Annotated in this window: 21 protein-coding genes; 12 read left to right on the top strand and 9 right to left on the bottom strand. The window is 62.2% G+C overall.

Annotation, left to right across the window (positions count from 1 at the left end; all coding sequences use genetic code 11):
• The first annotated feature begins 50 nt into the window (after positions 1–50).
• The 8 genes from KHO31_RS02795 (at position 51) to KHO31_RS02760 (ending at position 8939) form a co-directional block, all read left to right on the top strand.
• Positions 51–1082, top strand: a complete 1032-nt coding sequence (locus tag KHO31_RS02795; RefSeq protein WP_201069953.1) for a threonine aldolase family protein — start codon at positions 51–53, stop codon at positions 1080–1082.
• Between the two features lie 166 nt (positions 1083–1248).
• The gene (locus KHO31_RS02790; RefSeq protein WP_201069951.1) at positions 1249–1779 is read left to right on the top strand and encodes an NUDIX domain-containing protein; all 531 of its coding nucleotides are present in this window, start codon (positions 1249–1251) and stop codon (positions 1777–1779) included.
• A gap of 90 nt (positions 1780–1869) precedes the next feature.
• On the top strand, positions 1870–2319 hold the full coding sequence (locus tag KHO31_RS02785) for an acyl-CoA thioesterase (RefSeq protein ID WP_201069949.1): 450 nt from the start codon (positions 1870–1872) through the stop codon (positions 2317–2319).
• A 4-nt stretch (positions 2320–2323) separates the two neighbouring features.
• Positions 2324–3262 carry a branched-chain amino acid ABC transporter permease gene (locus tag KHO31_RS02780; RefSeq protein ID WP_201069947.1) on the top strand — a complete coding sequence of 313 codons (939 nt, stop codon included), beginning with the start codon at positions 2324–2326 and terminating at the stop codon, positions 3260–3262.
• On the top strand, positions 3255–4541 hold the full coding sequence (locus tag KHO31_RS02775) for a branched-chain amino acid ABC transporter permease (RefSeq protein WP_201069945.1): 1287 nt from the start codon (positions 3255–3257) through the stop codon (positions 4539–4541). Before KHO31_RS02780 ends, KHO31_RS02775 begins: the two co-directional genes overlap by 8 nt.
• Positions 4538–5290, top strand: coding sequence for an ABC transporter ATP-binding protein (locus KHO31_RS02770; RefSeq protein WP_201069943.1), 753 nt, complete (start codon positions 4538–4540; stop codon positions 5288–5290). Before KHO31_RS02775 ends, KHO31_RS02770 begins: the two co-directional genes overlap by 4 nt.
• A complete protein-coding gene (locus KHO31_RS02765) occupies positions 5287–6000 on the top strand; it encodes an ABC transporter ATP-binding protein (protein ID WP_201069940.1) in 714 nt (237 codons plus the stop codon). The genes KHO31_RS02770 and KHO31_RS02765 overlap by 4 nt, the downstream gene beginning before the upstream one ends.
• A 665-nt stretch (positions 6001–6665) precedes the next feature.
• Positions 6666–8939 (top strand): hypothetical protein, encoded by a 2274-nt coding sequence (locus KHO31_RS02760; RefSeq protein WP_211622834.1) that lies wholly within the window; start codon positions 6666–6668, stop codon positions 8937–8939.
• Positions 8940–9626: 687 nt separating this feature from the next.
• Here the strand turns inward: KHO31_RS02760 and iolB are convergent.
• The 7 genes from iolB to KHO31_RS02725 all read right to left on the bottom strand — a co-directional run bounded on the left by iolB (position 9627) and on the right by KHO31_RS02725 (position 18733).
• Positions 9627–10427 carry a 5-deoxy-glucuronate isomerase gene (iolB, locus tag KHO31_RS02755; RefSeq protein WP_211622655.1) on the bottom strand — a complete coding sequence of 267 codons (801 nt, stop codon included), beginning with the start codon at positions 10425–10427 and terminating at the stop codon, positions 9627–9629.
• A complete protein-coding gene (gene iolE, locus KHO31_RS02750) occupies positions 10424–11350 on the bottom strand; it encodes a myo-inosose-2 dehydratase (protein ID WP_211622653.1) in 927 nt (308 codons plus the stop codon). The genes iolB and iolE overlap by 4 nt, the downstream gene beginning before the upstream one ends.
• Positions 11351–11374: 24 nt before the next feature.
• Positions 11375–13348: a 3D-(3,5/4)-trihydroxycyclohexane-1,2-dione acylhydrolase (decyclizing) gene (gene iolD / locus KHO31_RS02745; protein ID WP_201069931.1), complete on the bottom strand. Its 1974-nt coding sequence runs from the start codon at positions 13346–13348 to the stop codon at positions 11375–11377.
• Complete coding sequence (locus tag KHO31_RS02740; protein WP_211622651.1) at positions 13345–15411, bottom strand: bifunctional 5-dehydro-2-deoxygluconokinase/5-dehydro-2-deoxyphosphogluconate aldolase; 2067 nt, start codon at positions 15409–15411, stop codon at positions 13345–13347. Before KHO31_RS02740 ends, iolD begins: the two co-directional genes overlap by 4 nt.
• A gap of 65 nt (positions 15412–15476) precedes the next feature.
• A complete protein-coding gene (locus KHO31_RS02735; RefSeq protein ID WP_201069925.1) occupies positions 15477–16301 on the bottom strand; it encodes an ATP-binding cassette domain-containing protein in 825 nt (274 codons plus the stop codon).
• 13 nt (positions 16302–16314) lie between these two features.
• The gene (locus KHO31_RS02730) at positions 16315–17496 is read right to left on the bottom strand and encodes an ABC transporter permease (RefSeq protein WP_201069922.1); all 1182 of its coding nucleotides are present in this window, start codon (positions 17494–17496) and stop codon (positions 16315–16317) included.
• 190 nt (positions 17497–17686) lie between these two features.
• A complete protein-coding gene (locus tag KHO31_RS02725) occupies positions 17687–18733 on the bottom strand; it encodes a sugar ABC transporter substrate-binding protein (RefSeq protein ID WP_211622650.1) in 1047 nt (348 codons plus the stop codon).
• A 277-nt stretch (positions 18734–19010) separates the two neighbouring features.
• Here KHO31_RS02725 and KHO31_RS02720 point away from each other — a divergent pair, with 277 nt between their 5' ends.
• From KHO31_RS02720 to KHO31_RS02705, 4 genes are all read left to right on the top strand, one after another.
• On the top strand, positions 19011–19892 hold the full coding sequence (locus KHO31_RS02720; protein WP_201069916.1) for a MurR/RpiR family transcriptional regulator: 882 nt from the start codon (positions 19011–19013) through the stop codon (positions 19890–19892).
• Positions 19885–20901, top strand: coding sequence for an inositol 2-dehydrogenase (gene iolG, locus KHO31_RS02715; RefSeq protein WP_201069914.1), 1017 nt, complete (start codon positions 19885–19887; stop codon positions 20899–20901). Before KHO31_RS02720 ends, iolG begins: the two co-directional genes overlap by 8 nt.
• The gene (locus tag KHO31_RS02710; protein WP_211622648.1) at positions 20901–21941 is read left to right on the top strand and encodes a Gfo/Idh/MocA family oxidoreductase; all 1041 of its coding nucleotides are present in this window, start codon (positions 20901–20903) and stop codon (positions 21939–21941) included. The genes iolG and KHO31_RS02710 overlap by 1 nt, the downstream gene beginning before the upstream one ends.
• A gap of 137 nt (positions 21942–22078) precedes the next feature.
• Positions 22079–22306 carry a sulfurtransferase TusA family protein gene (locus KHO31_RS02705; RefSeq protein ID WP_025600552.1) on the top strand — a complete coding sequence of 76 codons (228 nt, stop codon included), beginning with the start codon at positions 22079–22081 and terminating at the stop codon, positions 22304–22306.
• Between the two features lie 124 nt (positions 22307–22430).
• On the opposite strand, the gene galU is transcribed toward KHO31_RS02705, so the two are convergent.
• Together galU and KHO31_RS02695 are read right to left on the bottom strand one after the other, a co-directional pair.
• Positions 22431–23312 (bottom strand): UTP--glucose-1-phosphate uridylyltransferase GalU, encoded by an 882-nt coding sequence (gene galU, locus KHO31_RS02700; RefSeq protein WP_201069900.1) that lies wholly within the window; start codon positions 23310–23312, stop codon positions 22431–22433.
• A 73-nt stretch (positions 23313–23385) separates the two neighbouring features.
• Positions 23386–26253: a valine--tRNA ligase gene (locus tag KHO31_RS02695; protein ID WP_211622646.1), complete on the bottom strand. Its 2868-nt coding sequence runs from the start codon at positions 26251–26253 to the stop codon at positions 23386–23388.
• Positions 26254–26893: the final 640 nt, after the last annotated feature.

Below are 26893 nucleotides of genomic sequence, written 5' to 3'. Positions count from 1 at the left end.
ACCGCTTTCCCGTCATCTCAGCGCGCCTGTCGCCGGGCGCGCCGCCAACCATGCAACACTTCGCGTCCGACAATTACGCCGGCATCTGTCCCGAAGCGCTCGACGCGCTGACCGCCGCCAACAATAGCGGCCACGAACCCGCTTACGGCGACGACTCCTGGACCAATCAAGTCTGCGACCGCCTGCGGGATCTGTTCCAGACCGATTGCGAAGTGTTTTTCGTGTTCAACGGCACGGCTGCCAATTCGCTGGCGCTGGCGTCACTGTGCCAGTCGTATCACTCGGTGATCTGCCACGAACTCGCGCACATCGAAACCGATGAATGCGGCGGCCCCGAATTCTTTTCGGGCGGCTCGAAACTGCTGACCGCACCGGGCGTCGGCGGCAAGCTCACGCCGGATGCGATCGAAGCGGTCGTCACGCGCCGCGCCGATATTCACTACCCGAAGCCCAAGGTCGTCACGCTGACCCAATCGACGGAAGTGGGCACCGTCTACACCGTCGAGGAAGTGCGCGCGATCGCGGCGATTGCCAAACGGCGTCATCTGAAAGTGCATATGGATGGCGCGCGGTTTGCGAATGCAGTCGCGGCGCTCGATGTGCATCCGTCCGAGATCACGTGGCGCGCGGGCGTCGACGTCTTGTGTTTTGGCGGGACCAAGAACGGTTTGCCGGTCGGTGAAGCCGTGGTGTTCTTCGACCGCTCGCTCGCCGACGATTTCGCTTACCGTCTGAAGCAGGCCGGCCAACTCGCCTCGAAAATGCGCTTCATCTCCGCGCCGTGGCTCGGTCTGCTGGATAACGACGTCTGGCTGCGCAATGGGCGTCATGCGAATGCGATGGCGGAGTTGCTGCAAACACGGTTGCAGGAAATTCCCGGCGTCAGCATCATGTTTCCGAGAGAATCGAACGCGGTCTTTGCGCAATTGCCCGCGCAGGCCGCCAAGGCAATGCGCGCGCGCGGCTGGAAGTTCTACGAATTCATCGGCGCGGGCGGTTGCCGGCTGATGTGCGCATGGGACACGCAGCCGGAAACCGTCGAGCGTTTCGCTGCGGAAGTGCGCGAATTGTGCATGGCTTGAAACTGCATCGACTTCGCGTCCGGAGCAGGCTGGGACCGTGAACTTGAACCGGAAGCTGGAACCAGGCGTATAAACAGGACCGCGCACCAGGTGCTGAACCCGCCGCAGCACGACATTCAACGCTGAACAAAGCTAGACACAAAACATAAGAGACGACCCACTCGCCATGACCGAATACCAATTTTGCCCGCGCTGCGCTACGCCTTTGATCGAGCGCGCCGATGCCGAACACGAAGGCGGCCGGATCCGCCAGACCTGTCCCGATACGGAATGCGGCTACGTCCACTGGAACAATCCGCTGCCGGTAGTGGCCGCGATCGTCGAGTACGAGGACAAGATCCTGCTCGCGCGCAACGCCGCGTGGCCGGAAGGCATGTTCGCGCTGATCACCGGCTTTCTGGAAAACGGCGAGACGCCGGAAGAGGGCATTGCTCGCGAAGTGCTGGAAGAAACCTCGTTGCACGCGGAGACGGTCGAGTTGATCGGCGTGTACGAATTCATCCGCAAAAACGAACTGATCATCGCGTATCACGTGAAGGCGCACGGGACGGTCGCGCTGTCGCCGGAATTGCTCGAATACCGGCTGGTCGAGCCGGCCAAACTGCGTCCATGGCGCGCGGGCACCGGCCAGGCGCTCGGGGAGTGGATGCGGCGGCGCGGCTTGCCGTTCGAGTTTGTCGAAAAGCCGGGGCAGTAAGCCTGGCCAATGCGTTGGCCAATGACCTTGCGCTCCGCGAGGAGCGCGGCATGGCTCGTATCTTCTATCTGACCACTACGCCACGTCACGATGAACAAACCTGCACCCGCCACCCGCAACGCCTACCCGCATTTTCTGCAGATCACCACGCGCTGGATGGATAACGACGTCTACGGTCACGTCAATAACGTCGTCTACTACAGCTACTTCGACACGGTGGTGAACGAGTATCTGATCCGCGCCGGCGTGCTCGACTTTGAGCGCGGCGCGACGATCGGACTCGTGGTCGAGACACATTGCAATTACTTCGCGCCGCTGGTGTTTCCCGAACGGATCGAAGCGGGCTTGCGGGTGGTGCGGCTCGGCACCTCGAGCGTGCGCTACGAAGTGGGCCTCTTCAAGGAGGGCGAAGATCAACCGGCCGCCCAAGGCCATTTCGTGCACGTGTATGTGGATCGCGTCACGCGTCGTCCGGTGAGCTTGCCCGCGGACTTGCGCGCGGCGCTCGAACCGCTGACCGTCGCGGTGCAGGCGGACTAGGCGCGTGCAGTCGTTCGTCATCAATCTGCTTAACGGTGTCAGTTACGGCCTGCTGCTGTTTATGCTGTCGGCAGGCTTGACGCTGATTTTCAGCATGCTCGGCGTGCTGAATTTCGCCCACGCGAGCTTCTATATGCTCGGCGCGTACGTCGGCTTTTCGGTGGCGGCGCATGCGGGCTTCTGGAGTGCGCTGGTGATCGCGCCGCTGATCGTCGGCTTGATCGGCGCGGCGCTGGAGCGCTGGCTGCTACGCCGCGTGCGGGTGCATGGTCATCTTCCAGAGTTGCTGCTGACTTTCGGCGCAGCGTATCTGCTCGGCGAACTGGTCAAACTCGGCTGGGGTTTGAGTCCGCTGAGTGCCACCGTTCCGGCCGCGCTCGACGGGCCGTTGTTCACTGTCTACGGCGCGGCCTTCGCACGCTACCGGGTGTTCATGATGGCCGTGTCGCTGGCGATGCTGGCGGTGCTGTACGCGGTGCTGCGCGTGTCGAAGGCGGGGTTGATCGTGCGCGCCGCGCTCACGCATCCGAGCGCTGTCGAGGCGCTCGGCCACAACGTGCCGCGCGTGTTTACCGGCGTATTCGCGGCCGGCACGGCGCTCGCCGCGTTGGCCGGCGTGATCGGCGCGCCGCTCTTCGTGATCGAGCCGGCAATGGCGGAATCGCTCGGCTCGATTGTGTTCGTGGTGGTCGTGATCGGCGGATTGGGCTCGTTGAGCGGCGCGCTGGCGGCATCGCTGATCGTCGGTTGCGTACAGACCTTTGCGGTGGCGAGCGACGTATCGTTGGGCGATCTCACAGCGATATTCGGCGGTGAGTTGCCGGTCGAGTGGGACGCGCTGACGCTTGCGCAACTCGCACCGCTGATTCCGTATCTGCTGCTTGTCGCGATGCTGGCGCTGCGTCCGCGTGGACTATTCGGGCGGCGTGACGACCATGCGTGAACCACTCGAATTCGCTGTGCCTGCGGCCATGTCTCGTTCAATGTCGCGAATGTTCGCGCCGTGGCTCGCACTCGTCCTGTTCCTTGCCGTGCCGCCTTTTATCTGGCCGCAAAGCTGGCTGCTAGCCTATCTCGCGCAGACTGCGACGATGATCGTGTTCGCGCTCTCGTACAACCTGCTGCTCGGCGAAACCGGCCTGCTGTCCTTCGGCCATGCCGCTTATTCCGGCCTCGGCGCGCTCATCGCGGCGCAAGTGTTCAACCGCATTGGCGTGCCGTTGGTGTTGCTGCCGTTGATCGGCGGCATCGGCGGCGCGCTGTGCGGGGTGCTGTTCGGTTTCGTGTCGACGCGGCGCGCCGGGACGGCTTTCGCGATGATCACGCTCGGCATCGGTGAACTCGTCGCGGCGGCCGCGTGGACGCTGCCCGACTGGTTCGGCGGCGAGGCCGGCGTGCCGATCGATCGTGCGAGCGGCCCGATGCTCGCAAGCTGGAGCTTCGGCCCGGCACGAGAAGCGTATGCGCTGATCGCGCTGTGGTGCGTCCTGGCGAGCGTGGCGATGTTCGCGTTGTCGCGCACACCGTTCATGCGGCTCGCCAACGCCGTGCGCGACAACCCGGCGCGCGCCGCGGCGATCGGCTGCTATCCGCGCCGCATCCGCTATGGGGTGGTGGTGATGTCGGCGTTTTTCGCGGGTATTGCAGGCACGCTGGGGCTGATCAATGTCGAATTGGTGTCGACGGAAAGCGTCGGCATGATGCGCTCGGGCGCTGTGCTGATCGCGACGGTGATAGGCGGCCCGGCGGCATTTTTCGGACCGGTCGCGGGCGCGATCGCCCTGACTTTTTTCAGCATCGCGGTAGCGAGCGTGACGCGTGCCTGGCTGCTCTATCTGGGGCTGTTCTTCATCGTGGTCGTGGTGGCGTCGCCGGATGGACTGGCGGGCTTCGTACAGCGGCACACGGCACGCATCGCTGCCTACGGCTGGCGCGTGTGCAGCAAGGTTTATCTATGGGGCGCGGCCTCAGCGCTGCTGTGGACGCTGGCCGTCGTGCTCGCGGTGCAGTGGGCTTACGCCGTGCAATTCGGCGTGGACGATGGCGCGGCTTTCAACGTCATCGGCGTGCCGCTGGAGACGGGCTCGCCGCATCTTTGGCTCGGCGTTGCGGTGTTCATGCTGGCCGCGCCGGCAGCAGTCACAGCGCGCTACGCGGTTCGCGCGCAAGCACGTCTTGCCGTTCGCGCCAGCGTCGCGCGGGTCACCGGAGACGCGCGATGATTCCAGCCCTCGCGCTCTACGGCATCCAAAAGCGCTTCGGCGCGACGCAGATTCTGCGCGGCGTCGATCTTGCGATCGAACCTGGCGAGCGCCATGCATTGATTGGGCCGAACGGCGCCGGCAAGTCGACGCTCTTCAATTTGATCGCCGGCGGCGCGCGGCCGAACGCCGGGCGCATCGATCTGTTCGGTGCGGAGATCACGCGTCTGGCACCCGCCGCGATCACGCGCCGAGGTCTCGCGCGCAGCTTCCAGACCACCAGCGTGTTCGCCCGTCTCAGCGTATTCGACAACCTGCGCTGTGCGGCCATGCTGGCCGAGCGCGACCGCACGCGCTGGTGGCAGCGGTTCAGCGGTTCCAGCACCGTCGACGCGCGCGCCGGGCAGGTGCTCGAAGCGGTGGGCTTAAGCGCGCGCCGGCGTACCCAGGCCGGCACACTGAGCTATGCCGAGCAGCGCGCGCTTGATCTTGGCCTAGCGCTCGCAGGCGGTGCGCACACCTTGCTGCTCGATGAGCCCACCGCCGGCATGAACCGCGCCGAAGCGGCGCGCGCCATCGAACTGATTCGCACGGCCACTGCGGGCCGCACGTTACTGATGGTCGAGCACGACATGGACGCAGTGTTCGCGATCGCCGACCGCATTTCGGTGCTGGTGCAAGGCCGCATCATCGCGACCGGCACACCGGCGGCGATTCGCGCGGATGCGGCGGTGCGCGCCGCTTATCTTGGCGACGGCTTCCGCGCATGACCGCCTTGCTCGACATTCGACAACTGAACGCCTGGTATGGCGCAAGTCAGACGCTGCACGGCGTCACGTTGCAGATCGAAGCAGGCGAAGTTGTCGCGCTGGTTGGACGCAACGGCTCCGGACGCTCGACGCTGGCGCGCGCGATCATGGGGCTTGTGCGCAGCGAGGGCGAATTGCGTTTTGCCGGCCATGCGATCGGCGGACTACGCACCTTCGAGATCGCCCGCTTGGGACTCGGTTACGTGCCTGAGCATCGCGACGTCTTTCCGGCACTGAGTGTCCACGAGAACCTGCAACTCGGTGTGGCGCCCCGCGCTCGCGGCCGCACACCGCGCTTTGCCTTCGATGACGCCTACGAACTATTCCCTGTCCTGCGCGAAAGAAAGCGCACACGCGCCGGGGCGTTATCGGGCGGCGAACAGCAGATGCTGACGCTCGCCCGGGCATTGCTCGGCGATCCCGATCTGCTGGTCATCGACGAACCCGGCGAAGGGCTGGCCAGCCAGGTGATGGGGCAGGTCGCACGATGTCTGCGGATGCTGCGTGATCGTGGTGTGGCGATGCTGTTGATCGAACAGCGGCTCGTGATTGCGCAAGACATCGCCAGCCGGGTGGCGGTGATGGGGCATGGCGAGATTGTCTTCAATGACGCGCTCGCGTCGTTTGTGAAGCGGCCGGACGTGATGCAGGAATGGCTCGGGGTGGGGTAGCCGGGACGTGCCCTGGCAGGGCGGGTGCAGCCGTTAGTTCATCGGCGTCGCCACGCGTACCACCAGAATCAACTGGCAGGCATCTCTCCGCGGTTTTATTGCAGCGCCGCATTCGAATTCGCGGTCATTTTGTTGTCCTGACGTGCACGTTAGGCACTTCGCGATGCATGCGCCCCTCTCTCTGCGCTCAAATCGCTTCCGGCATGCCGTTTGAATCCCGTTTGCGCGCAGACCGCTTACGCCCGACGTGCGGGGCTTTCCAATGACTTGTTGTAGCGATTCAAACGCTTGATCGTTTGGTGGGCGTCCTCCAGAAATCTTGTCGGCAGCGCGCCAACAAATCAAGACAATCAAGGTAAAGGCGCGCAACGGCGGCACGGTGTTTAAAGCCGGCGTATGCGCGACAGACCATGCCGTGCCGGACGCGCAAAAGACGCACCGCGGCTTCAGGAGGAGACGTCATGAAACAGACAGGCCCATTGGGCGAAAATTCGGTCGACGGCGTGCAGAGGGAGCCCTCGCAGCGACCGCTTCAAGGGATCCAGCCATTTCAACGCGCGCAGCCGCGTCAAAGAGCGCTGCCGCTTGAAAGGACGTTGCCGCTGGGTGAAACGTGGCGCGCGCGCGCCGGGGTGGGCGTCGCGCTGGCGACGGCCGTGCTGCTAATGTCCGCATGCGCCGACGCGAGTTCCACGACGGTCGACGCGGCATCCGCACCGTCGACACATACGAGCGCCGCGGCGAATGCCGTGAGCAACAACGACAGCCCGTTGACCGCAAAATCACAGCCAGATGCAGGACTCGCCGCCAACGCCACAAGTGCCGCAAGTGCCACAAGTGCTACAAGTGCTACGAACGGCGCCACGACCGCAAGCACCGATCAACCCGCCTCTGCATCACGCCCCGCGCTCGAGCTCGCAAAAGCCAAACAGCTTGCTGCCGAACAGCGCGTCGCTGAACGTGTGCCATCTGCGAGTGGCATGACCGAGAAGCGCAGCCGTCCGCTGACGCTGCGCGATTCCGGCATTGACGGTTCATTGATGTTTGCGCGCGACGTCGACTTCCGCGTGACCGGTGACATTGGCTTCATGATTCACGACATGGCGGCCACCCTGACCCCGGCGCGCGCTGGTCAGCCGATCGTGTTCGACGATCCGACCAGCGTGACGATCAACGTCCACCGGGGCGACGTCACACTCGACAGCGCCAAACTCACTGCGATTTTCAATCGTTACCTGTTCCAGTACCAGGGCTCGCCGCTGCGCAATATGCGTGTGGTGCCGCAAGACGGCGGCACCTTGCGCATCACGGGCGAGATGCATCGCGACACGTGGGTGCCGATCGTGCTGACGGGGTCGCTGTCGATGCGCAATGCCGACGATCTCGTGTTCCATGCCGACCACGTCGAAGTGGCCGGCGTCGGCGCTGACAAGCTGATGCAGGCCGCTCACGTGAAGATGGCCGACCTGTTGAAAGTGGACACGCCGATTGCGCGTCTCAACGGCGACGACGTCGTGATGCAGGTGGCCAAACTCACGCCGCCGCCTGCGTTGCGCATGACGATCACGCAGATCGACACCAGCTCTGCGGGGGTGCGCTTCACGCTCGACGACCACACGGTGCAGAAGATCGACTGGCCCGCGACGATGCCGCCACGCGGCATGCTGGTGCAGGGTGGTGACGTGAAGTTCATGCGCTCGATGCCGATGAACATCGACATGGCGCTGACGCCGCTCGATGCGAACGCGCCGTTCGTGCTTGACCTGTACCACTACCGTGACCAGATGGCGGCCGGCTACTTCACCTTCGACGAGGCGGGCGCACTGGACGTACACCTGCCTTCATATACGACGCTAGCCAGCGCCGCGAAAGATACGCCGACGCAGATGGGCAGCGCGAGCGCGCGCTTTAACGACAGCTTCATTCGTGCGCAACAGGCGTCGCTCGCCCAGGCGCGCCTCGTGTGGCAACACGTGCCGCAGACCTTGCGGACTGCATCGGTTGCACGCGCGATCCCGGTCGGGACACGAGCGGCGTTTTCCGGTCAGAGCATGACGACGCCACTGTCCGGGATTAGCGATGAGCGGCACTCGTCGGGATCTGTGCCGTTGATTCACGTTGAGAATGTGGACTTCTATGTATCGGGCCGAATCGGCTTTCATGTACGTTCGCTGGATGCGCAGATGGTGCCGAAGAAGCCGGGCCAACCGGTCGATCTCGACGACCCGGACCAGTACGACATTCGCATTATTGGCGGCGAGGTGGTTGAACCTTGGCCTGCGATGGCGGCGTTGTTCAACGATTACCTGCTCGACTATGAGCCGCGTTCACTGAACGATTTGCAGTTGAAGCCGGTGGACGGCAAGTTGGAAGTGACGGGCGGAATCAAGTTGTGGAATCACTTTCCAGGCGCGTGGTTGCCGACAACGATGAGCGGCACGATCATGGCCAAGGATGAGCGGCATCTCGTCTATGAGCCTACCTCGGTGAAGGTACTGGGGGTGCCGCAGGCGGGGCTGTTGCGGGCGCTGGATATTCCGTTGGCGTCGTTGACGCCTTTTACGCGCAAGGGTGTTGCGTTGAAGGGTAACGAACTGGTGTTCGATCAATACACCGTATTTCCGCCGCCGGTTTTGCAGGGGCGGTTGGCTAGTGCCACTGTGACGGATGAAGGGTTGGTGTTGAAGTTCAAGGGGGATAGTTCTGTTGCGGTTGCAAGGCCGCCTGCCGGGGCGGAGAAGAGCTTTGTGTGGATCGAGTCCGGTGATGTGAAGATGTTTAATTCGTTGGTCACGAATGCCAGGACTTTTATTCGGGATAGTTCTAATCCTGGGGTAATGAAGTTTGATCTTTATGGGTATCGGAGGGATGTTTCCAAAGGGACTGTGAGGATGGGGGAGGATGGGGGATTGGAGGTTGATCTGGCCGCTAGGAAATAGCGGGGGGTTTGCCTGCGAGGCGCTTGTTCGTCTGTGCTTTTGTGGTGTTGGCCTTTCCTTGCATTCTTTTTGGTCTATTAGCGTTGCCCCTGTGCGGGGCGGCACCTACTTCTCTTTGCTGCTGCAAAGAGAAGTAGGCAAGAGAAAGCAGCTCACACCGCCAATTCTTAAGCGGGTCCCCCGCACAGTCGCGGTAGTAGTGCATCTGGAATCCGTGCCCTCGCGCATTCAGCGCGAGTGACAAGGCATTCATACTTCCAGCGGCGCTGCGCGCGCCGACAGGCACTTCATAAAACCGACCACTATGGTTTCGCACTCGTGCTTCATTCGGCGCCTCGCCAAGGCGAAGTCGATGGCTCCCACTGCATCTAACCGAAGCCTCGGGTTTCCCATGCTGACCCGTCCGCGACGCACGCAGTGCGGAGCGGGACCAGATGAGCGCTTTGTCACTAACGCCGAATGTGCGAGGGCACGGATTCCAGATGCACCACTACCCCCTCCAAGCCACGGGACCCACTTAAGAGTTAGCGGTTTGAGCTGCTTTCTCTTGCCTACTTCTCTTTGCAGCAGCAAAGAGAAGTAGGTGCCGCCCCGCACAGGGGCAACGCTAATAGACCACTAAGAAATCAAGGAAAGGCCAACGCCGCAGGCACCCAGACAGTAAGCGCCGCGCAGGCAAAAAAACAATCAATTATCCTTATTAATAATCCACTCATGCGCAGGATCATTGCGAAAATGCCAAACCCGCTGCCCCCCAGCCATAACATTCAAATAATAAGACTCGTACCCGTAGGGAACAACAACCGGATGATACCCACGCGGCACCATCACAACATCGTGATCCTCAACAGCCATTGACTCATCGATATCGCGCATATCCGTATACACGCGCTGAAAAGCGAACCCCTGCGGCGGATCGAGCCGATGATAATAAGTCTCTTCGAGCGAACTCTCATGAGGCACATTATCGGTATCGTGCTTATGCGGCGGATAGCTGGACGCATGCCCACCAGGCGTCCGAACCTCAACCACAAGCAAAGACTCCGCAAGCTCAGTCTGCGGAAGAATATCGCATACGTATCGCGTATTCAGTCCCTTCCCACGTGTGGAGCGCTTCATTGAAGAAGGTTCGATCAACCTCGCCGGATACACCCCCTTGGCGGGCGCACTCGCCACGCCAACCTCAGCATCGCGACAAGCGCGAACCGTCGCCCGCACGCCAGGCGGCAAGTACACCGCATACGGCGCGGAATCCTCGAACACGCTATCGCGCGACCCCAGCGAACTCCACGTGGCGTCAGCAGTTTCGATATCCACCGCACCCGTGAGGACCACAATGCAAACCTCGCGAGACGGTTCAAACACATGAACGACTTCACTCGCGCCCAGCCGGTAAGCAGCAAATCCCACATACCGCCAGCACGCGGACTCAGGCGTCACCCGCGCGATTGTCTGGCCCTCGCGCTGCGCCTTTACCAATAAACTCATGCCGCCTCCTGCTTAGTCTCGCCACCGGCGTCGAGCGGTGCATCGACCAGCGCTCGCAAGGTCCGGAATCCTTTCTGCGCGTACTCATACGATGGCGCCACCACGGGGTCCTGTTCCGCTTCAACCACCAGCCAGCCGCGATATCCATGCCGCTTCAATCGATCGATGATCGCCGGGAAGTTCACCGCGCCATCGCCCGGTACCGTAAACGCACCGTTGATCACGGCGTCGAGAAAACTCCAGTTGCGATTGCGCGCCAGCTTCATCACCGCGGGTCGAACGTCCTTGCAGTGCACGTGACATACGCGGCCAATGTGCTTGTCGAGTACCGCGAGCGGATCGCCACCGGCAAACGTGATGTGCCCGGCGTCGAACAGCAAACCGACGGCGTCGCTCGTGCGCGACATCAGCTGATCGACGTCAGCCGGTGTCTCGACGTACGCGCCCATGTGATGGTGGTAAGCAAGCCGCACGCCGCGGCTCAGCGTGTAGCGTGCGAATTCGTCGACGCGTGCCGCATAGGCTGCCCACTGCGCGTCGCTGAAAAAACGCGGGCGCTGATACAGCGGTTGCGGTGCGCCCTGGATCGAATCGGCGACTTCGCCGTAGACCATCGCGGTCGCACCGTTCTGGGCGAGCAGTTCGAGATGCGGGCCGACAGAGGCGATTTCCTCTTCCACACTGCGTCGCGCGAGTCGTCCGGAATACCAGCCGGATACCAAGGCCAGATCGTATTGGGCGAGCAGTGTCTTCAGCGCCTGCGGTTCGCGCGGAAACTTGTTGCCGAGCTCGAAGCCCTGATAGCCGATCTGGCGTCCTTCGGTCAGCGCGACGTCGAGCGGCGTCTCGCCACCGAGCGAAGGCAGGTCATCGTTCATCCACGACAAGGGGTTGATGCCGATGCGTACGTCGAAAGCAGTCATGCGGGCGTCCTCATTCGTTGTCGCTCATTCGTTGTCGATGTGGCCGGGGCGGTCGCTGGGATCGGCAGGCGCGGTGCGTGCGGCGAGTTGCGCGTCGTATTGCGAACGTGCAGCACGCACGGTGTCGCGCGCCGATACTTCCGGCACGGCGACTTCCCACCACCAGCCGCCGTCGGCCGTGGTGCGGGCCGGATCGGTGTCGATACTGATCACGTAGGTGCGATCGGCGGCGCGCGCGCGTTGCAGCGCGCTCTCGAGTTCAGCGATGTTCGCGACGTGCTCCGCCTGCGCGCCGAGCGCCCGTGCATGGGCGGCGAAGTCGATCTTCGGTGCGCCGAGCGGGCCTTGCATGCAGTCGTCGAGCAGGTTATTGAATGGCGCACCACCGCAGGCCTGTTGCAAGCGGTTGATACAGCCGTAGCCGCGATTGTCGAGCACCACGACGATCAGCTTGGCGCCGATCATCACCGAAGTCGCGATCTCGCTGTTCATCATCAGATAACTGCCGTCGCCGAGCATCACGATGACTTCGCGCGCGGGCCGCGCAAGCTTCGCGCCGAGGCCGCCGGCAATCTCATAGCCCATGCACGAGTAGCCGTATTCGACGTGATACGCGCCTGGTTTTCCGGCGCGCCATAGCTTATGCAATTCGGCGGGCAAGGTTCCCGCCGCGCAAACGACGATGTCGTCCATTGCGGAGCGTGCGCTCGAACGCTGTACCGCGCCTATCACGTCACCTTCATACGGCAGCACGGTGTCGCGCTGCGGGGCGTGTGTGAGCGTGCTAACGGTATCGCGCCAGCTCGCCGCGAGTTTGTGCGCGCGCGCGGTCCAGGTGCGATCCGCGTGCCAGCCTTGCAAGGGCTCGGCGAGTGCATCCAGTGCAAGACGTGCGTCGGCTTCGACCACCAGCGCGCGATGCTTGAGTCCGTCGAATGGATTCGCGTTGATGCCGATCACGTCGGCCTGCGTGAACAGTGTGTTCGAACCGGTGGTGAAGTCCTGCAAGCGCGTGCCGATCGCGAGGACACAGTCCGCATCGTGGGCAAGCGCATTGGCGGCGGGCGAGCCGGTCACGCCCAACGCGCCGGCGTTCAGTGGATCGTTCCACGCGAGCGAACCTTTACCGGCCTGCGTTTCCGCCACCGGAATGCCGTGTGCGGTGGCAAAGCGGTGCAGCGCATCGGTCGCGCGGCCATAGAGCACGCCGCCGCCCGCGACAATCAGCGGACGCCTGGCGCGGCGCAGATGGGCAACCGCCGCATCGATATCTTCGGCGCGCGGTGCGGGGGAGTGAAACGTGACGACGCGCGGCGCAAAGAAGTCGGCCGGAAAATCCCAGGCCTGCGCTTGCACGTCCTGCGGCAACGCGAGCGTAACAGGACCGCACAACGCAGCGTCGGTGAGCACACGCAAGGCACGCGGCAATGCACTGAGCAACTGCGCTGGATGCACGATGCGGTCGAAGTAGCGCGACACCGGCTTGAACGCATCGTTGGCGGAGACGCCGCCATCATGGAAATCTTCAACTTGCTGCAACACCGGATCGGGCGCGCGCGAGACGAATACGTCGCCGGGTAACAGCAGCACGGGCAGACGATTCACATGCGCGAGCGCGGCCGCCGTGATCAGATTGGTCGCGCCAGGCCCGATCGATGTCGTGACGGCCATCATACGGCGACGGAAATGCGCCTTCGCATAGGCGATCGCGCTGTGGGCCATCGCCTGTTCGTTGTGAGCACGCAGCGTGGGCAACGCTTCGCGGTGCTGATACAAGGCTTCGCCCATGCCAGCCACATTGCCGTGCCCGAAGATCGCAAACACGCCGCCAAATAGCGGCTCGGTGCCGGTGCCGTCTTCGGTCGTGACGCGAAGCGCTGCGAGGTAGCGAACCAAAGCCTGAGCGGTCGTCAGGCGGACGGTGCCGCCGGATGGCGCATGTGCCTGGGTGGCATCGTTGGCGGACGCAGCATCATGATGCAATACGCGCTGGTTCATGCCGCTTGCTCCTGATGTGCGTGGCTCGCCCTGAGGGGTTGCGCATTAGTCGCTCCGCGCGTGGCGCGCCACGACGCAATCAGCGTTTCGAACGTGCGGCGCACCCGCGCGATCAGTTCGCCGTCGTCAATTTCTCCGGCGAGCCACGCATGGCTCGGCTCGTGAAAAATCGTGCGGCCCACGGTAAAGCCCCGGCACGTCGCCGATTGCGCCGCCGCGCGAAAGCCCTCGTTCAATTGCTCGACACCCGCCGACAAACCGAGCAACACCACGCCCCGGCAGTAGGGATCGCGTTCGGCGATCAGCGCATCGACGGCTTGCCATTGCGCGGCGTCCATCGGTTCGAGCTTCCACCATTCCGGATAGATGCCGATGTTGTACAGCCGCTTCAACGCGCGATAGACGACGTCCGGCGCTTGCGGCAAATGCGCGTGCTTCGGCGGGATCACTTCGAGTAGCAATTCGTGGCCGCTTGCTTGTGTTGCGTCGTAGAGCGCACGCAGTTGGGCTTCCTGTTCGAGGCGCTGTTCGACCGGTTCGTCGGGATGAAATTGCACGAGGCACTTGGCGATGTGTTCCTGCGGCCACGCGATCAGCGTGGTGCCGATCGAGCGGCCGTGGTCGAACACGAGCGGCACGGACCCAGGTAGTTCAACCGGCCGGCCGATCCACCAGCCGCGGCCGGTAGCGGCGTTCAATGCGTCCTGACCGTAGCGGTCGTCGCTCAATATGCCGATGCGGCCTTGCAACCCCAGGGCGCTTTCCGTCTGTGCGACGGCTTCGACGAACAAGCCCTTCAGTTGCGCGATGCGCGCTTCGTCGGCACCGGTTTGCTGCGCGAGTTCGAAGAACTGGTTGCGGTGGTCGAACGCGAAGCCGAGCACTTCGTCCCATTGTTTGCGGGCAGGGGAGACGCGATGCAGCCGCGCGAGCGTCGCATCGCGGTCGGGGCGGCGCATGCGTTGCGGATCAGTTTTGGCTTCGCGCAGGAAGTAGTCGAGTTCGGCGGGCGTCGGCATCGCGGGCGCACAGCCGTGACGCGAGACGACCAGTGCGCCACTCGCATTCGCCGCACGCGCGCACGCTTCGAGCGGTTGATCACGCAACCATCCGGAGAGAAAACCCGAGGCGAATGCGTCGCCCGCGCCGAGCACGTTGAGCACCTCGACTTCCACGCCGCCATGAACCGGAACATGGCCAAGCGTTGCGGGTACTTTGCCGTCGATGATCTGGCAGCCCATCGGCCCCCGCTTCAGGACCAGCGTGGCCGACGTCACGGCACGCACCATCGCGAGTGCGTCGACGAGTTCGGTCTTGCCGCCGGCGATGCGAAATTCCTCCTCGGTACCGATCACCAGATCGAACAAAGGCAGGATGCGCTGCAGGTGCGCGGTCACGCCCTCGCTGGCGACGAAGCGGGTCTCGCCATCCGCTTTGCCCGTGAGACCCCACAATACAGGGCGATAATCGATATCGAGCACGGTGCGCACGTTATTGCGTCGCGCGTAATCCAGTGCGCGCCGGCTCGTGCGGTTTACCTGCTCGGTTGAAAAGTGCGTGCCCGTAATCAACAGCGCTTTCGACGACGCAATGTACGTCTCATCGAAATCGGCTTCGTCCACCGCCATATCCGCACAGTTCTCACGATAGAAGATCAGCGGAAACGTATCGCGGTCTTTCAGACCAAGCAGAACGAGCGCGGTCAGGCGCTCCTGATCGATGCGTACGTGACTGACGTCGCACCCTTCCTTCGTCAAAGTCTCAGTGAGAAAACGGCCCATGTGATCGTTGCCGACGCGCGCCAGCATCGCTGACGCCAGCCCGAGCCGCGCGCAACCGAACGCGATATTCGCCGACGAACCGCCGAGATACTTTGCAAAGCTCGACACGTCTTCGAGCCGCGCGCCGACCTGCTGCGCGTACAGGTCGACTGCTAGACGGCCAAGACAGACGATGTCGCGGCTGCGGTCCGGCGCGAACCGGCTGGCCGCCGCCGCTGAAGCGGACGTGAGCCCGTTACCGTTGACGATCCCGGTGCCGCTGGATGTGCTGGAATGATCCATGAATATTCCTGAATAGCTGAGCGCGGGCGCGGGCGCAGCGAGCGCCGGAAACCCTTGCGAATGAATCAGATCGTCGCGCCGTCGAGTTCGCCGATCATTTTTTGCATCTCGGCGCCGCCGGCCATCATGTCGAGCACTTCGTCCTTGCTGATGGTGTCCTTCGTGAACGTGCCGAGCGATTTGCCGCGATTGAGCAGCGTGAACGAATCGCCGATCGGATACGCGTGATGCACGTTGTGCGTGATGAAGATCACCGAGATGCCTTTCGCGCGTGCCGTGTGAATCAGCTTCAGCACGTTGAAGCTCTGTTTGACGCCGAGCGCGGCGGTAGGCTCGTCGAGAATCAGCACACGCGCGCCGAAGTGAATCGCCCGCGCGATCGCCAGACATTGCTTCTCGCCGCCGGACATGGTGCCGATCGGCTGATGCGGGTCGCGCACGTTGATGCCCATCTCGGCGAGCTTGTCGCGCGCGGTGGTCGCGCAGGTTTCGAGGTCCATCACGTTCAGAAAGCCGAACAGTTTCTTTTGCGGCTCGCGGCCCATGAAGAAGTTGCGTGCCACCGAGAGCAAGGGCACCAGCGCCAGATCCTGATAGACGGTGGCGATGCCGAGATCGAGCGCGTCTTTCGGCGACTCGAACAGCACGGGTTTGCCGTCGACCAGATATTGTCCGGAAGAGGGTTTATGCACACCGGCCAGCGTTTTGATCAGCGTCGATTTGCCCGCGCCGTTATCGCCGAGCAGGCAATGCACTTCACCGCGCTTCAGGCGCAAGGTCACCCCGCTTAGCGCGATGACCTGGCCGAAGTACTTGCTGACGTCTTCGAGTGCGAGGATCACGTCGTCCTGCGGTCCAGCGGGCGTGTTCATGGTATTCGTATCGGACATGGTCGTCTCCTCGTTACGACTGCGCGACGCGGCGGCGTACGTAGTGATTGAACAACACCGCGATCAGCAGCATCACGCCGAGGAACACGCGGAACCAGTCGGAGTCGACATTCGTGTAGGTGATGCCGATCTGCACGACGCCGAAGATCAGCGCGCCGAAGCAGGCGCCGATCACCGAGCCGTAGCCGCCAGTTAGCAGCGTGCCGCCGATCACCGCCGCGATGATGGCTTCGAATTCGGCCTGCAGCCCGCGGTCGGCCGCGGCCGATCCGATGTCGCACACTTGCAGCACGGCGAACAGGCACGCGCAGAACGCGGTCAGCACGAACAGCGAGATCTTCACGCGCCGCACCGGCACGCCAACGTTCTTGGCCGCGTTGGCATCGCCGCCGACCGCGAAAATCCAGTTGCCGAAGCGGGTCTTGGCGAGGGTGAACGCGCAGACTGCGGCAAGCGCGAACCACCAGAGCAGGACCTTCGGAATACCCGGTACGAGTGGGTTGCCGTTATCGAGCAGCTTCACGACACCGATGTGGCCGAGCCAGGTGAACAGGCCCTTGAATGCGACACCCTGGAACAAGGTATGGGCGAGCCAGTCGTGCGAGGCGACGTCGCCCACGCCGGAGATGATCGTGCGGTCGGCGAACATGACCGACAGGGCCAGCGTAAGCCCACGCAGGATGAACAGAAACGCCAGCGTCACGATGAATGACGGCAGCCGCGTGCGCATCACCAGATAGCCGTTGAGCGCGCCGAGCAGCATCGATCCGGCAAACGCAAACACGATCGACAATGCGATCGGCCAATGGAAGTACATGGTGGGCAGTGCGACCATCATGCCCGAGAAGCCGATCATCGAACCGATCGACAGGTCGAATTCGCCGGCGATCATCAACAGGCACGCACCGACCGCGATCAGGCCAAGATACGCGGCCACTTGCGACCAGTTCATCACGCCGTCGAGGTTGAACATGCCGGAGTTGCCGGCCGCAATCCCAAACACAAGGAACACCATCACGGTGCCGGCGAGAGCCGCAAATTCGGGGCGGTTCAGCAGATGACGGAACCACGATTCCTGGCGCACACGTTCATCGGCCGCCGCGGGTGCGCCGGGGGACGTCGACGTTGACGCCGTCCCAGTACCGGAAGGGGGCTGCTTGCGGGGATGAGGGTGGAAGGGGTTGGCTACGCCCATTGAAGCTCTCCTTGATGCGCCGGGGGATGGCAGTCGCTCACTGACTGCCATCCGACCGCATGGCGCGTGATGCACGTAAAACGTGACAAACGCAGGCGTGGGGCGGCCGGGCCAGTTGCCGCCGGCCGCATCCACTTTCTTCATACCTGCCGGAACGGTTCTCCCGTGTCCGCATTCCCAGCGAAATGCGTTAGCGGTACTGCCCGGCGTACTTCACGACCTTGTCGATATTCGCCTTGGTGATGAAGCCTGGGCCGGAACCGATATTGCGCGGCCCATAGGCGGGTGCCAGGCCGTAGGTGGCGAGGCGTTGCTGGAACTTCGGATTGGCCTGCAGGATCTGGCGGATCTTCGCCGGATCTGTGGTGTGTTCCTTCTTCACGATGGCGAGCACAGCGACCGGGATATAGCCCTGCAGGTAGGGTTGCTGGTCGATCGCGAACTGGATCGTGCCGTCCTGAATGCCCTTCGCGATGTCATTGTCGAAATCGAATGTCGCGAACCAGATCTTGCCGGCGAGGCCCATCTGCTGCAGCGCCTTGATCGTCGGCGCGGCCGACAGCGGACCAAGGGTCAGCACCGCCTGGGTGTTCGGGTGATTGCGCAGATACGCGCTCACTTTCGATTGCACGCCGGTCGGGTCCTGGCCGGCGTCGAGCGTGGAGGACTTGAAGTCGACGCCGATCGCGTCGGCAAAGCCTCGGCAGCGTTCAAACGAAGCCGGGTTGGTCGCGTAATGGTTGACGCACAGGAATGACTTGATGCCCGCTGCCTTCGCCTTTTCGCCCGCCGCTTTGCCCGCAGCATATTCAGGCTGACCGACGTGCATGATCGCGCCAAGCTGCGCGCTTTGCTCCTCAGTGCCGGAATTGATCGTGACGAGCGGGATGTGTTTCTCAGTGACCTTGGCCATCGAGCTCTTGAGTACGTCGAAGTCGGCGATCGAGACGATCACGCCGTCGTAATTGCGCGCAGCAGCCTGTTCGATGAGGCGCGCCATATCGGCGATGTCGCCGTTCGGCGGATTGCGGTAATCGGTCTCGACGTTGAAATCCTCGTCGGCCTGTTTGATGGCGTTCTTGATGGTGTTCCACCACGAATCCGAATCCGGCGCGTGGCTGATCAACACGAAGTGAGCGTCAGCCGCGCGGGCGGCCGACGCCGCACCGAATCCCGTCGCCAACGTCAATGCCGTTACCAGAATCCTGAGCGTAGCCTTGCCCTTGCAAAGTCTCATTGTCTCCACCTTTCTCGGTCTGTCGTTATTGAAGGGAGCGTCTGGCGGGCGGCCTTCCGGTTGCGTGCGTTGCGGCATGCGTCAGCCGATGCACCATCGCTCACGACCAAGATTAGGCCATCTTCCGACGTGTTGCAATGAAAATTTCATGGCAAATAAAAATGGAAAATACATTCCATTTGATAGGGCGCCTGCCTATAATCGGCAGCGTCAGGACACCGTGCGAGAGACGCTGAACAGCGCTTGCGCACTGCAATAAAGCAACGAAGAGAGAGCCATGGCGGAAGAGAGCACCGAAGACTTGCCGAGCGTCGAAGAATTGATGCAGCGCATCGCGGAAAACTACGAGGCCTTGCCGCGTCAATTGAAGAGCGTGGCGACCTATATCGAGCAGCATCGTTCGAGCGTGATGGTGGATCGCACCAGCGATATCGCCGCGAGTTGCGGCGTGCATCCATCCGCCGTGGTGCGCTTTGCGCAGCGCTTTGGCTTCTCTGGCTTCTCCGATCTGCAGGCGGTGTTTCGTCAGGCGTATACGGGGCAGGGCACGTCCTCGCCGAGTTATCAGCAGAGGATTCGCAAGCTGATCGACGAGAAGCCCGGCGCGTTATCCGGCGGCGCCGTAGCGCGCGAATTTATCGCGGCGTCACGTGGCGGACTCGAAGAACTTGAAGCCGGCCTCGACGATGCGCAGTTCGATGCCGCCGTGAAGATGTTGCAGCAGGCCGACAACATCTACGTGATCGGCGTGCGGCGTTCGTTTCCGGTGGCGAGCTATATCGTCTACGCGTTGCAGCACACGCCGAAGCGTGTGCATCTGGTGTCCGGTTTCGGCGGTATGTATCGCGAACAGATTCGCAGCGTGAAGAAGGGCGACGTGGTGATCGCGATCAGTTTCGCGCCCTATGGCAAGGAAACACAGTACTGCCTGCGCGTTGCGCATCATCACCAGGCGAAGACGCTAGTTATTACGGATAGCCAACTTTCTCCGTTGGCGCGTTATGCCACCACTCAACTGTATGTGAAAGAGGGCAGCGCGTTTGCGTTCCGCTCGCTGACCAGCACGATCTGTTTGTGCCAGGCGTTGTTCATCGCGCTCGCGTACAAGCTCGAACTGAACGTTGAAGAATCCAAAGACACTGGAGGATACGATGACTGAGGCGGTAAAGACGATCGACGTGGCGGTATTCGGCGCGGGACGTATCGGCAAGATTCATGCGGCGAATCTGGCACGTCAACCGGGCGTGCGGCTCAAGTATGTGGTCGATGTGAATCGCGAGGCGGCTGCGGCGCTCGCTGCCTCGCAAGGCGCGCAGGTTGCGGATATCGACGGTGCGATGGGCGATGCGTCGATCGGTGCGACGGTGATCTGTTCGAGCACGGACACGCACGCGGATCTGATCATGAAATCCGCTGCGCAGAAGAAGCATGTGTTCTGCGAGAAGCCGGTGGACCTGACTTTGGAACGCGCGCGTGCCTGTGCCGAGGCGGTGGAGCGTGCGGGCGTGGTTTGCATGATTGGCTTTCAGCGCCGCTTCGACCCGACATTCTCCGCGTTGAAAGCGCGCATCGATGCGGGCGAGATCGGTACGCCGGAAATGCTGGTGGTGACGAGCCGCGATCCGGGCGCACCGCCCGTCGAGTACATCAGGCACTCGGGCGGCATCTTCAAGGACATGCTGATTCACGACTTCGACATCTTCCGCTGGATTCTCGACGACGAAGCCGACACGCTGCACGCCACCGGCAGTTGTCTTTCAGATCCGGCGATTGCCGAAGCGGGCGATATCGATTCGACCGCGGTGACGATTCGCACGAAGCGTGGCCGTCTGTGCCAGATCAACACCGCGCGGCGCGCGGCTTATGGCTACGATCAGCGTTTCGAAGTGCTCGGCAGCACCGGCATGCTGCAGGCGGGGAATGTGCGGCCCACTGAGGTCACCGCGTATTCGAAAACCGAAGTGTCGAACGACGTGCCGGAAGCGTTTTTCCTCGAACGTTATCGCGCGGCGTACGCATTGGAAATTGCGCATTTCTTCGACGCGGTCACTCGTGGCAAGCCGGTGCGTACGACCGTTGCGGACGGCCTGAAAGCGCTCGAACTTGCGGACGCTGCAACACGCTCGTGGCGTGAGGGGCGCGCGGTGAAACTCGGCGAGGCATCGTGATGAACGCGGCGACTAGGCGGCTTCGATTGGGCGTGGTCGGATTGGGGCGTTTGGGCAAGCGGCACGCGGAAAATCTTGCGTATCGTGTGCCAGGTGCGTCGCTCGTGGCTGCTTGCAGTCCGTTGGAGGAAGAGCGGGCATGGGCGCGCGAGGCGTTGTCCGAACCGCGTCTCTATGACGACTATGCGGATCTGCTCGCCGATCGCGAGGTGGATGCGGTGTGGCTTGTCACACCGTCGTCGTTGCACGCGCAGCAGATTGTCGATGCGCTGCACGCCGGCAAACATGTGTTCTGCGAGAAGCCGCTGTCGCTGGATCTTGCCGAGTGCGAGCGCGTGCTGGCCGAAGCTGCGCGGTATCCGCATCTGCAGGCGACTATCGGCTTTATGCGGCGTTTCGATCCGAGCTACAAGGATGCGTTCGACAGGATCCAGTCCGGCGCGATCGGGAGGCCTTTCCTGGTGCGCTCGCAAACCACTGACAAGAACGACAACGATGGCTTCTTCGTGCGTTTTGCGGCGACATCCGGTGGGATCTTTCTGGACTGTACCGTGCACGATATCGATGTCGCGCGCTGGCTGCTTGGCAAGCCCCGAGCCAAGCGCGTGTTTGCGGCGGGTGCGGTCGCATTGCACGAGGGTCTGCGGGAATTCGGCGACGTCGATAACGGCGTGGCGATCTGCGAATTCGAGGACGGCAAGCTTGCGATGTTTTATGCGTCGCGGACTCAGGCGCATGGCAACGACACGCATAGCGAAGTGATCGGCACGGCGGGTGCGCTGGCGATTGGCCACAATCCGCGAGCGAATCGCGTTGAGATCTACGACGCGACCGGTATCCGCAACGAATGCACGCCGAGTTTCTTCGATCGGTTTGAAGACGCGTTTCTGCACGAGGCGCGCGCCTTCGTTGCGGCGGTGCAGGGCGGGGCGTCGTCGAACGTGCAATCGGGCGCCACGCTCGCCGATGCGCTCGAAGCGACGCGGATCGGCATGGCGTTGCGGCAGTCTCTGCAGAGCGGAGAGGCGGTCGCGTTGTAGCGCCTAAACGCCGCCGGATTGCGATAATCGACATGACAGCGTCACGTCCGGCGGCTAAATGACGCCTGCTGTAGAATTTGACCCTCTCCCCGGCGTCGAGCGACGACGCCTCATCCCGAAGGTCATCGTCGATGCAAATTCAGGTTCACAAGGAAGTCGATGCGCGTGGGCTGATGTGCCCGCTGCCCATTTTGCGCGCCAAGAAGGCGCTCGCCGACATGGAAAGCGGCCAGATTCTCAAGGTACTGGCTACCGATCCGGGTTCGCAGCGCGATTTCGCCGCGTTCGCGAAGCAAACCGGCAACGAAATCGTCGAAAGCTCGGCGCACGACAAGGTTTTTACCTTTTTGATGAAGCGCCGCTGAAAGGCGCGCCCCAAAACAAAAGGCGCTGTGCCCGCAAATGCGGGCACAGCGCCTTTTTTACGTCTGACTGATGCTATCGAGAGGCTAACAGCGCAAAAGGGCTCTGCGCGGCTGTCCAGTTTGCTCAGCCTTCCAGCACCGGCGAACGGGTACGCAGATATTCTTCGAAATCGGCTGCCACTTCCGGGTGACGCAGAGCGAACTCGACGGTCGCCTTCAGGTAACCCAGCTTGCTGCCGCAGTCGAAACGCGTGCCGTGGTACTTGTACGCCAACACCTGTTCATCGGCGAGCAGCGATTGAATCGCGTCCGTCAGCTGCAATTCGCCGCCTGCGCCCGGCTTCAACGCGCGTAGATGCTCGAAAATCCGCGGCTTCAGTACATAGCGGCCCACAACGCCGAGATTCGACGGCGCAACAGACGGCTCCGGCTTTTCGACGATGCCCGACATCTTGATGATCGAGTCTTCCCACTCCTTGCCATCGACGATACCGTACGACTTCGTCTCTGCGGCCGGGATCTCTTCTACGCCGATCACCGAGCTGTGATAATGGTCGAATACCTCGATCATCTGCGTCATCACGGGCGGCGTGCCATACAGCAAGTCGTCCGCGAGGATGACGGCGAACGGGTTGTCGCCCACCAGTTTTTCGGCGCACATCACCGCATGACCGAGACCGAGCGCTTCCGGTTGACGCACGTAGAAGCAGTCCACATGGCTCGGCTTGATGCTGCGCACCAACTCCAGCAGCTTTTGCTTGCCACGCGCCTCGAGTTCAGCCTCGATTTCGTATGACTTATCGAAATGGTCCTCGATCGCACGCTTGCTCCGGCCCGTGACAAAGATCATTTCGGTGATGCCCGCCGCCATTGCCTCTTCCACCGCATATTGAATCAGCGGCTTGTCGACGATCGGCAGCATCTCCTTCGGGCTCGCCTTCGTGGCAGGGAGGAACCGGGTGCCAAGACCTGCTACCGGAAATACTGCTTTTGTAACTTTTAGCATGTGATTACCCTGAATCCTCTGGTTTAGCATTTGATCCGGGCCCGCCCACAACGGGACGGACCCGGAGCGTCGATCAGGCTGGCAAACGGGCCAATTGGGCTTTCAGCTTGCCGATAGTGGTTTCGAATTCTGCCAGCCTTTTCTGCTCCTGCTCAACGACCGCCGGCGGCGCCTTTGCAACAAAGCTTTCATTCTGCAACTTGGCATTGCACTTGATGACTTCCGCGCCAAGCCGCGCAATCTCCTTCGACAGACGCTCGCGCTCGACGGCAACGTCGATTTCCACCTTCAGCACGAGCTTGTCATTTCCAACGATAGCAATTGGCGCGCCATCCGCCTGCGCATCCAGCGTTGCCTCGTCGGCAATGATCTGCACTTCCGACAAACGGGCCAACGCCTGAGCGTACGGAGCGAAGGTGGCGAGGCGCTCCGCGTTGCCGGTAGCGAGCAACGGCACCTTGACCGCCGGCGACAGATTCATCTCGCCGCGCAGATTCCGGCACGCATCGATCACTGCTTTCAGGTCGGCCGCCCATTGCTCCGCGTCTTCGTCGATTTTCGACGGCTCCGCAACGGGGTACGGCTGCACCATGATGGACGCTTCGCCTTCGGGGTAACGAGCCGCCAGCGGTGCAACTTTTTGCCACAGCGCTTCGGTAATGAACGGAATCACCGGATGCGCGAGGCGCAACACCATCTCGAGTACGCGCAGCAGCGTGCGGCGCGTTGCGCGCTGCTGGTTCGGCTGACCCGTCTGGATCTGAACCTTGGCGAGTTCGAGATACCAGTCACAGTATTCGTCCCATACGAACTTGTATAGGGCGTTGGCCACATTGTCGAAACGATAGTCGGCGAAACCCTTGGCGATTTCCGCTTCCACGCGTTGCAGGCGCGACACGATCCAGCGGTCGGCCGCCGAGAAATTCAGGTGGCCGTCCGGGCCGCATTCGCCGCATTGCTCCGGCTTGCCGAAACCGCAATCGTGGCCTTCGCAATTCATCAGCACGAAGCGCGTGGCATTCCACAACTTGTTGCAGAAGTTGCGATAGCCTTCGCAGCGCGCCAGGTCGAAGTTCACGTTGCGGCCGAGCGTGGCCATCGACGCCATCGTAAAGCGCAGCGCGTCCGTGCCGAACGCCGGAATGCCGTCCGGGAATTCCTTGCGGGTTTTCTTTTCGATCGACGCAGCCTGCTTCGGATTCATCAGGCCCGTGGTGCGCTTGGCAACCAGCGCGTCGAGGTCGATGCCGTCGACGATATCGATGGGGTCGAGCGTATTGCCCTTGCTCTTCGACATCTTCTGGCCTTCGGCGTCGCGTACGAGACCGTGCACGTAGACCGTGTCGAACGGCACTTTGCCCGTGAAGTGCGTGGTCATCATGACCATGCGCGCGACCCAGAAGAAAATGATGTCGAAGCCGGTGACCAGTACCGACGAAGGCATGAAGTGCTTCAGCTCCGGCGTTTCGGCAGGCCAGCCGAGCGACGAGAACGGCACCAGCGCCGACGAGAACCACGTGTCGAGCACGTCTTCATCGCGCTTGAGCGGGCCCGTGTAACCGGCCTCGGCGGCCTTCTCGCGTGCGCCTTCTTCGGTCTTGGCGACGAAGATTTCACCGTTTTCGCCATACCATGCCGGGATCTGATGGCCCCACCAGAGTTGACGCGAAATACACCAGTCCTGGATGTTTTCGAGCCATTGGTAATAAGTGGTGGACCAGTTTTCCGGCACGAATTTGATTTCGCCGCTGCGAACCACGTCCAACGCCGTTTCGGCGATCGATTTGCCCGGATTAAAAGTGCCTTCCGGCGCCGGCTTGCTCATGGCGACGAACCATTGATCCGTCAGCATCGGCTCGATCACGACACCCGTGCGGTCGCCGCGCGGCACCATCAGCTTGTGCGGCTTGACCGATTCGAGCGCACCGAGCGCTTCGAGGTCCATCACGACCTGCTTGCGGGCTTCGAAACGATCCAGGCCGCGGTAATTTTCCGGCGCGTTGTCGTTGATCTTCGCGTCGAGCGTGAGGATTTCGATCATCGGCAGCTTGTGACGCAAGCCGACCTGATAGTCGTTGAAATCGTGCGCGGGCGTGACCTTGACCACACCGGTACCGAATTCGCGGTCGACGTAGTCGTCGGCGATGATCGGTACTTCGCGGCCGGAGAGCGGCAGCGTGACCGTTTTGCCGATCAGGTGCGCGTAGCGTTCGTCTTCCGGATGAACCATCACGGCGGTGTCGCCGAGCATGGTTTCCGGGCGCGTGGTGGCGACGGTCAGGTGGCCCGAGCCGTCCGTGAGCGGATACTGGATGTGCCAGAGATGGCCATTTTCTTCTTCGCTAGCCACTTCGAGGTCGGAGACGGCGGTGAGCAGAACCGGATCCCAGTTGACGAGGCGCTTGCCGCGGTAGATCAGGCCTTGTTCATACAGGCGTACGAACACATCGCGCACGGCGGTCGACATTTTGTCGTCCATCGTGAAATATTCGCGCGACCAGTCGATCGACGCGCCGAGGCGGCGCACCTGATTCGTGATGGTCGAGCCCGATTGCTGCTTCCATTCCCAGACGCGTTCGGTGAATTTTTCGCGCCCGAGATCGTGACGGGAGACGCCTGTGGCATCCAGTTGCCGTTCGACGACGATTTGCGTGGCGATGCCCGCGTGGTCCGTGCCCGGCACCCAGAGGGTGTTTTCGCCGAGCATGCGGTGATAGCGGGTGAGGCCGTCCATGATCGTCTGGTTGAAGGCGTGGCCCATGTGCAGGGTGCCCGTGACGTTCGGCGGCGGCAGCTGGATCGAGAAGTCTTTCTTGTTCTCGTCGAAGGTGGGCGCCGCGTAGGCGCGCTTTTCCCATTCGGGCCCCCAGTGGGCTTCGATGGTGTGGGGCTCGAAGCTTTTGGCAAGCGTGGAGGTCGGGTCGCTCGGGGTCTCGCTCATTTGTCGGTCTGCTGGTAGATGCAAAGAATGCTCGATTATAAGCGGCGCTGCGGGTGGGGGGATTTGGGGGGGAGGTTTTTGCCTGCGGCGCTGGGCTTTGATTGGATTTTTTGCCTGCGCGGCGCTTTTTGTCTGTGCTTTTATGGCGTTGGCCTTTCCTTGATTTGTTAGTGGTTTATTAGTGTCGCCCCTGTGCGGGGCGGGCACCTACTTTTCTTTGCATGCCGCAAAGAAAAGTAGGCAAAAGAAAGCGGCTCAAACCGCCAGCTCTTAAGCGGGTCCCCTGGCTCGGAGGGGGCAGTGGTGCATCTGGAATCTGTGTTCTCGCACATTCGGCGTCAGTGACAAGGGCGTCATGCTTCCCGCCTCGCACTTCGTGCTCGCCGGAAGGGTCTGCTAAAAACCGCCGGATTCGTTTTGCTTGGGTGGGAGCCATCGGCTTCGCCTCGGCGATGCACCGAAAACGCCGAATGGCTGTGGGAGTGCCGCGGGATGCGCTAGCGGCCAGAGGCCGCCTCCGCGCTCCACGCCGGTAGCAGCTATCGGCCTGATGAAGGAGCATCGAGCGTGGCGCTCACTGGGGGTTGCCGAATTTCCGCTAAGGGCTGGCCGCAGCAAGCGGTTTGAGGGAGCGGGGCTG

This window comes from Paraburkholderia domus, from assembly GCF_905220705.1.
GTDB classification, from domain to species: Bacteria; Pseudomonadota; Gammaproteobacteria; order Burkholderiales; family Burkholderiaceae; genus Paraburkholderia; species Paraburkholderia domus.
Note: the sequence above shows the minus strand (reverse complement) of the source record. Positions and strands in the feature narration are given on the sequence as shown.

Excerpts from the sequence above, each read along its gene's own strand:
- KHO31_RS02795 (WP_201069953.1), top strand. The coding sequence starts at position 51 with ATGCAACACTTCGCGTCCGACAATTACGCCGGCATCTGTCCCGAAGCG.
- KHO31_RS02790 (WP_201069951.1), top strand. The coding sequence starts at position 1,249 with ATGACCGAATACCAATTTTGCCCGCGCTGCGCTACGCCTTTGATCGAG.
- KHO31_RS02785 (WP_201069949.1), top strand. The coding sequence starts at position 1,870 with ATGAACAAACCTGCACCCGCCACCCGCAACGCCTACCCGCATTTTCTG.
- KHO31_RS02775 (WP_201069945.1), top strand. The coding sequence starts at position 3,255 with ATGCGTGAACCACTCGAATTCGCTGTGCCTGCGGCCATGTCTCGTTCA.
- KHO31_RS02770 (WP_201069943.1), top strand. The coding sequence starts at position 4,538 with ATGATTCCAGCCCTCGCGCTCTACGGCATCCAAAAGCGCTTCGGCGCG.
- KHO31_RS02765 (WP_201069940.1), top strand. The coding sequence starts at position 5,287 with ATGACCGCCTTGCTCGACATTCGACAACTGAACGCCTGGTATGGCGCA.
- KHO31_RS02760 (WP_211622834.1), top strand. The coding sequence starts at position 6,666 with ATGTCCGCATGCGCCGACGCGAGTTCCACGACGGTCGACGCGGCATCC.
- iolB (WP_211622655.1), bottom strand. The coding sequence starts at position 10,427 with ATGAGTTTATTGGTAAAGGCGCAGCGCGAGGGCCAGACAATCGCGCGG.
- iolE (WP_211622653.1), bottom strand. The coding sequence starts at position 11,350 with ATGACTGCTTTCGACGTACGCATCGGCATCAACCCCTTGTCGTGGATG.
- iolD (WP_201069931.1), bottom strand. The coding sequence starts at position 13,348 with ATGAACCAGCGCGTATTGCATCATGATGCTGCGTCCGCCAACGATGCC.
- KHO31_RS02740 (WP_211622651.1), bottom strand. The coding sequence starts at position 15,411 with ATGGATCATTCCAGCACATCCAGCGGCACCGGGATCGTCAACGGTAAC.
- KHO31_RS02735 (WP_201069925.1), bottom strand. The coding sequence starts at position 16,301 with ATGTCCGATACGAATACCATGAACACGCCCGCTGGACCGCAGGACGAC.
- KHO31_RS02730 (WP_201069922.1), bottom strand. The coding sequence starts at position 17,496 with ATGGGCGTAGCCAACCCCTTCCACCCTCATCCCCGCAAGCAGCCCCCT.
- KHO31_RS02725 (WP_211622650.1), bottom strand. The coding sequence starts at position 18,733 with ATGAGACTTTGCAAGGGCAAGGCTACGCTCAGGATTCTGGTAACGGCA.
- KHO31_RS02720 (WP_201069916.1), top strand. The coding sequence starts at position 19,011 with ATGGCGGAAGAGAGCACCGAAGACTTGCCGAGCGTCGAAGAATTGATG.
- iolG (WP_201069914.1), top strand. The coding sequence starts at position 19,885 with ATGACTGAGGCGGTAAAGACGATCGACGTGGCGGTATTCGGCGCGGGA.
- KHO31_RS02710 (WP_211622648.1), top strand. The coding sequence starts at position 20,901 with ATGAACGCGGCGACTAGGCGGCTTCGATTGGGCGTGGTCGGATTGGGG.
- galU (WP_201069900.1), bottom strand. The coding sequence starts at position 23,312 with ATGCTAAAAGTTACAAAAGCAGTATTTCCGGTAGCAGGTCTTGGCACC.
- KHO31_RS02695 (WP_211622646.1), bottom strand. The coding sequence starts at position 26,253 with ATGAGCGAGACCCCGAGCGACCCGACCTCCACGCTTGCCAAAAGCTTC.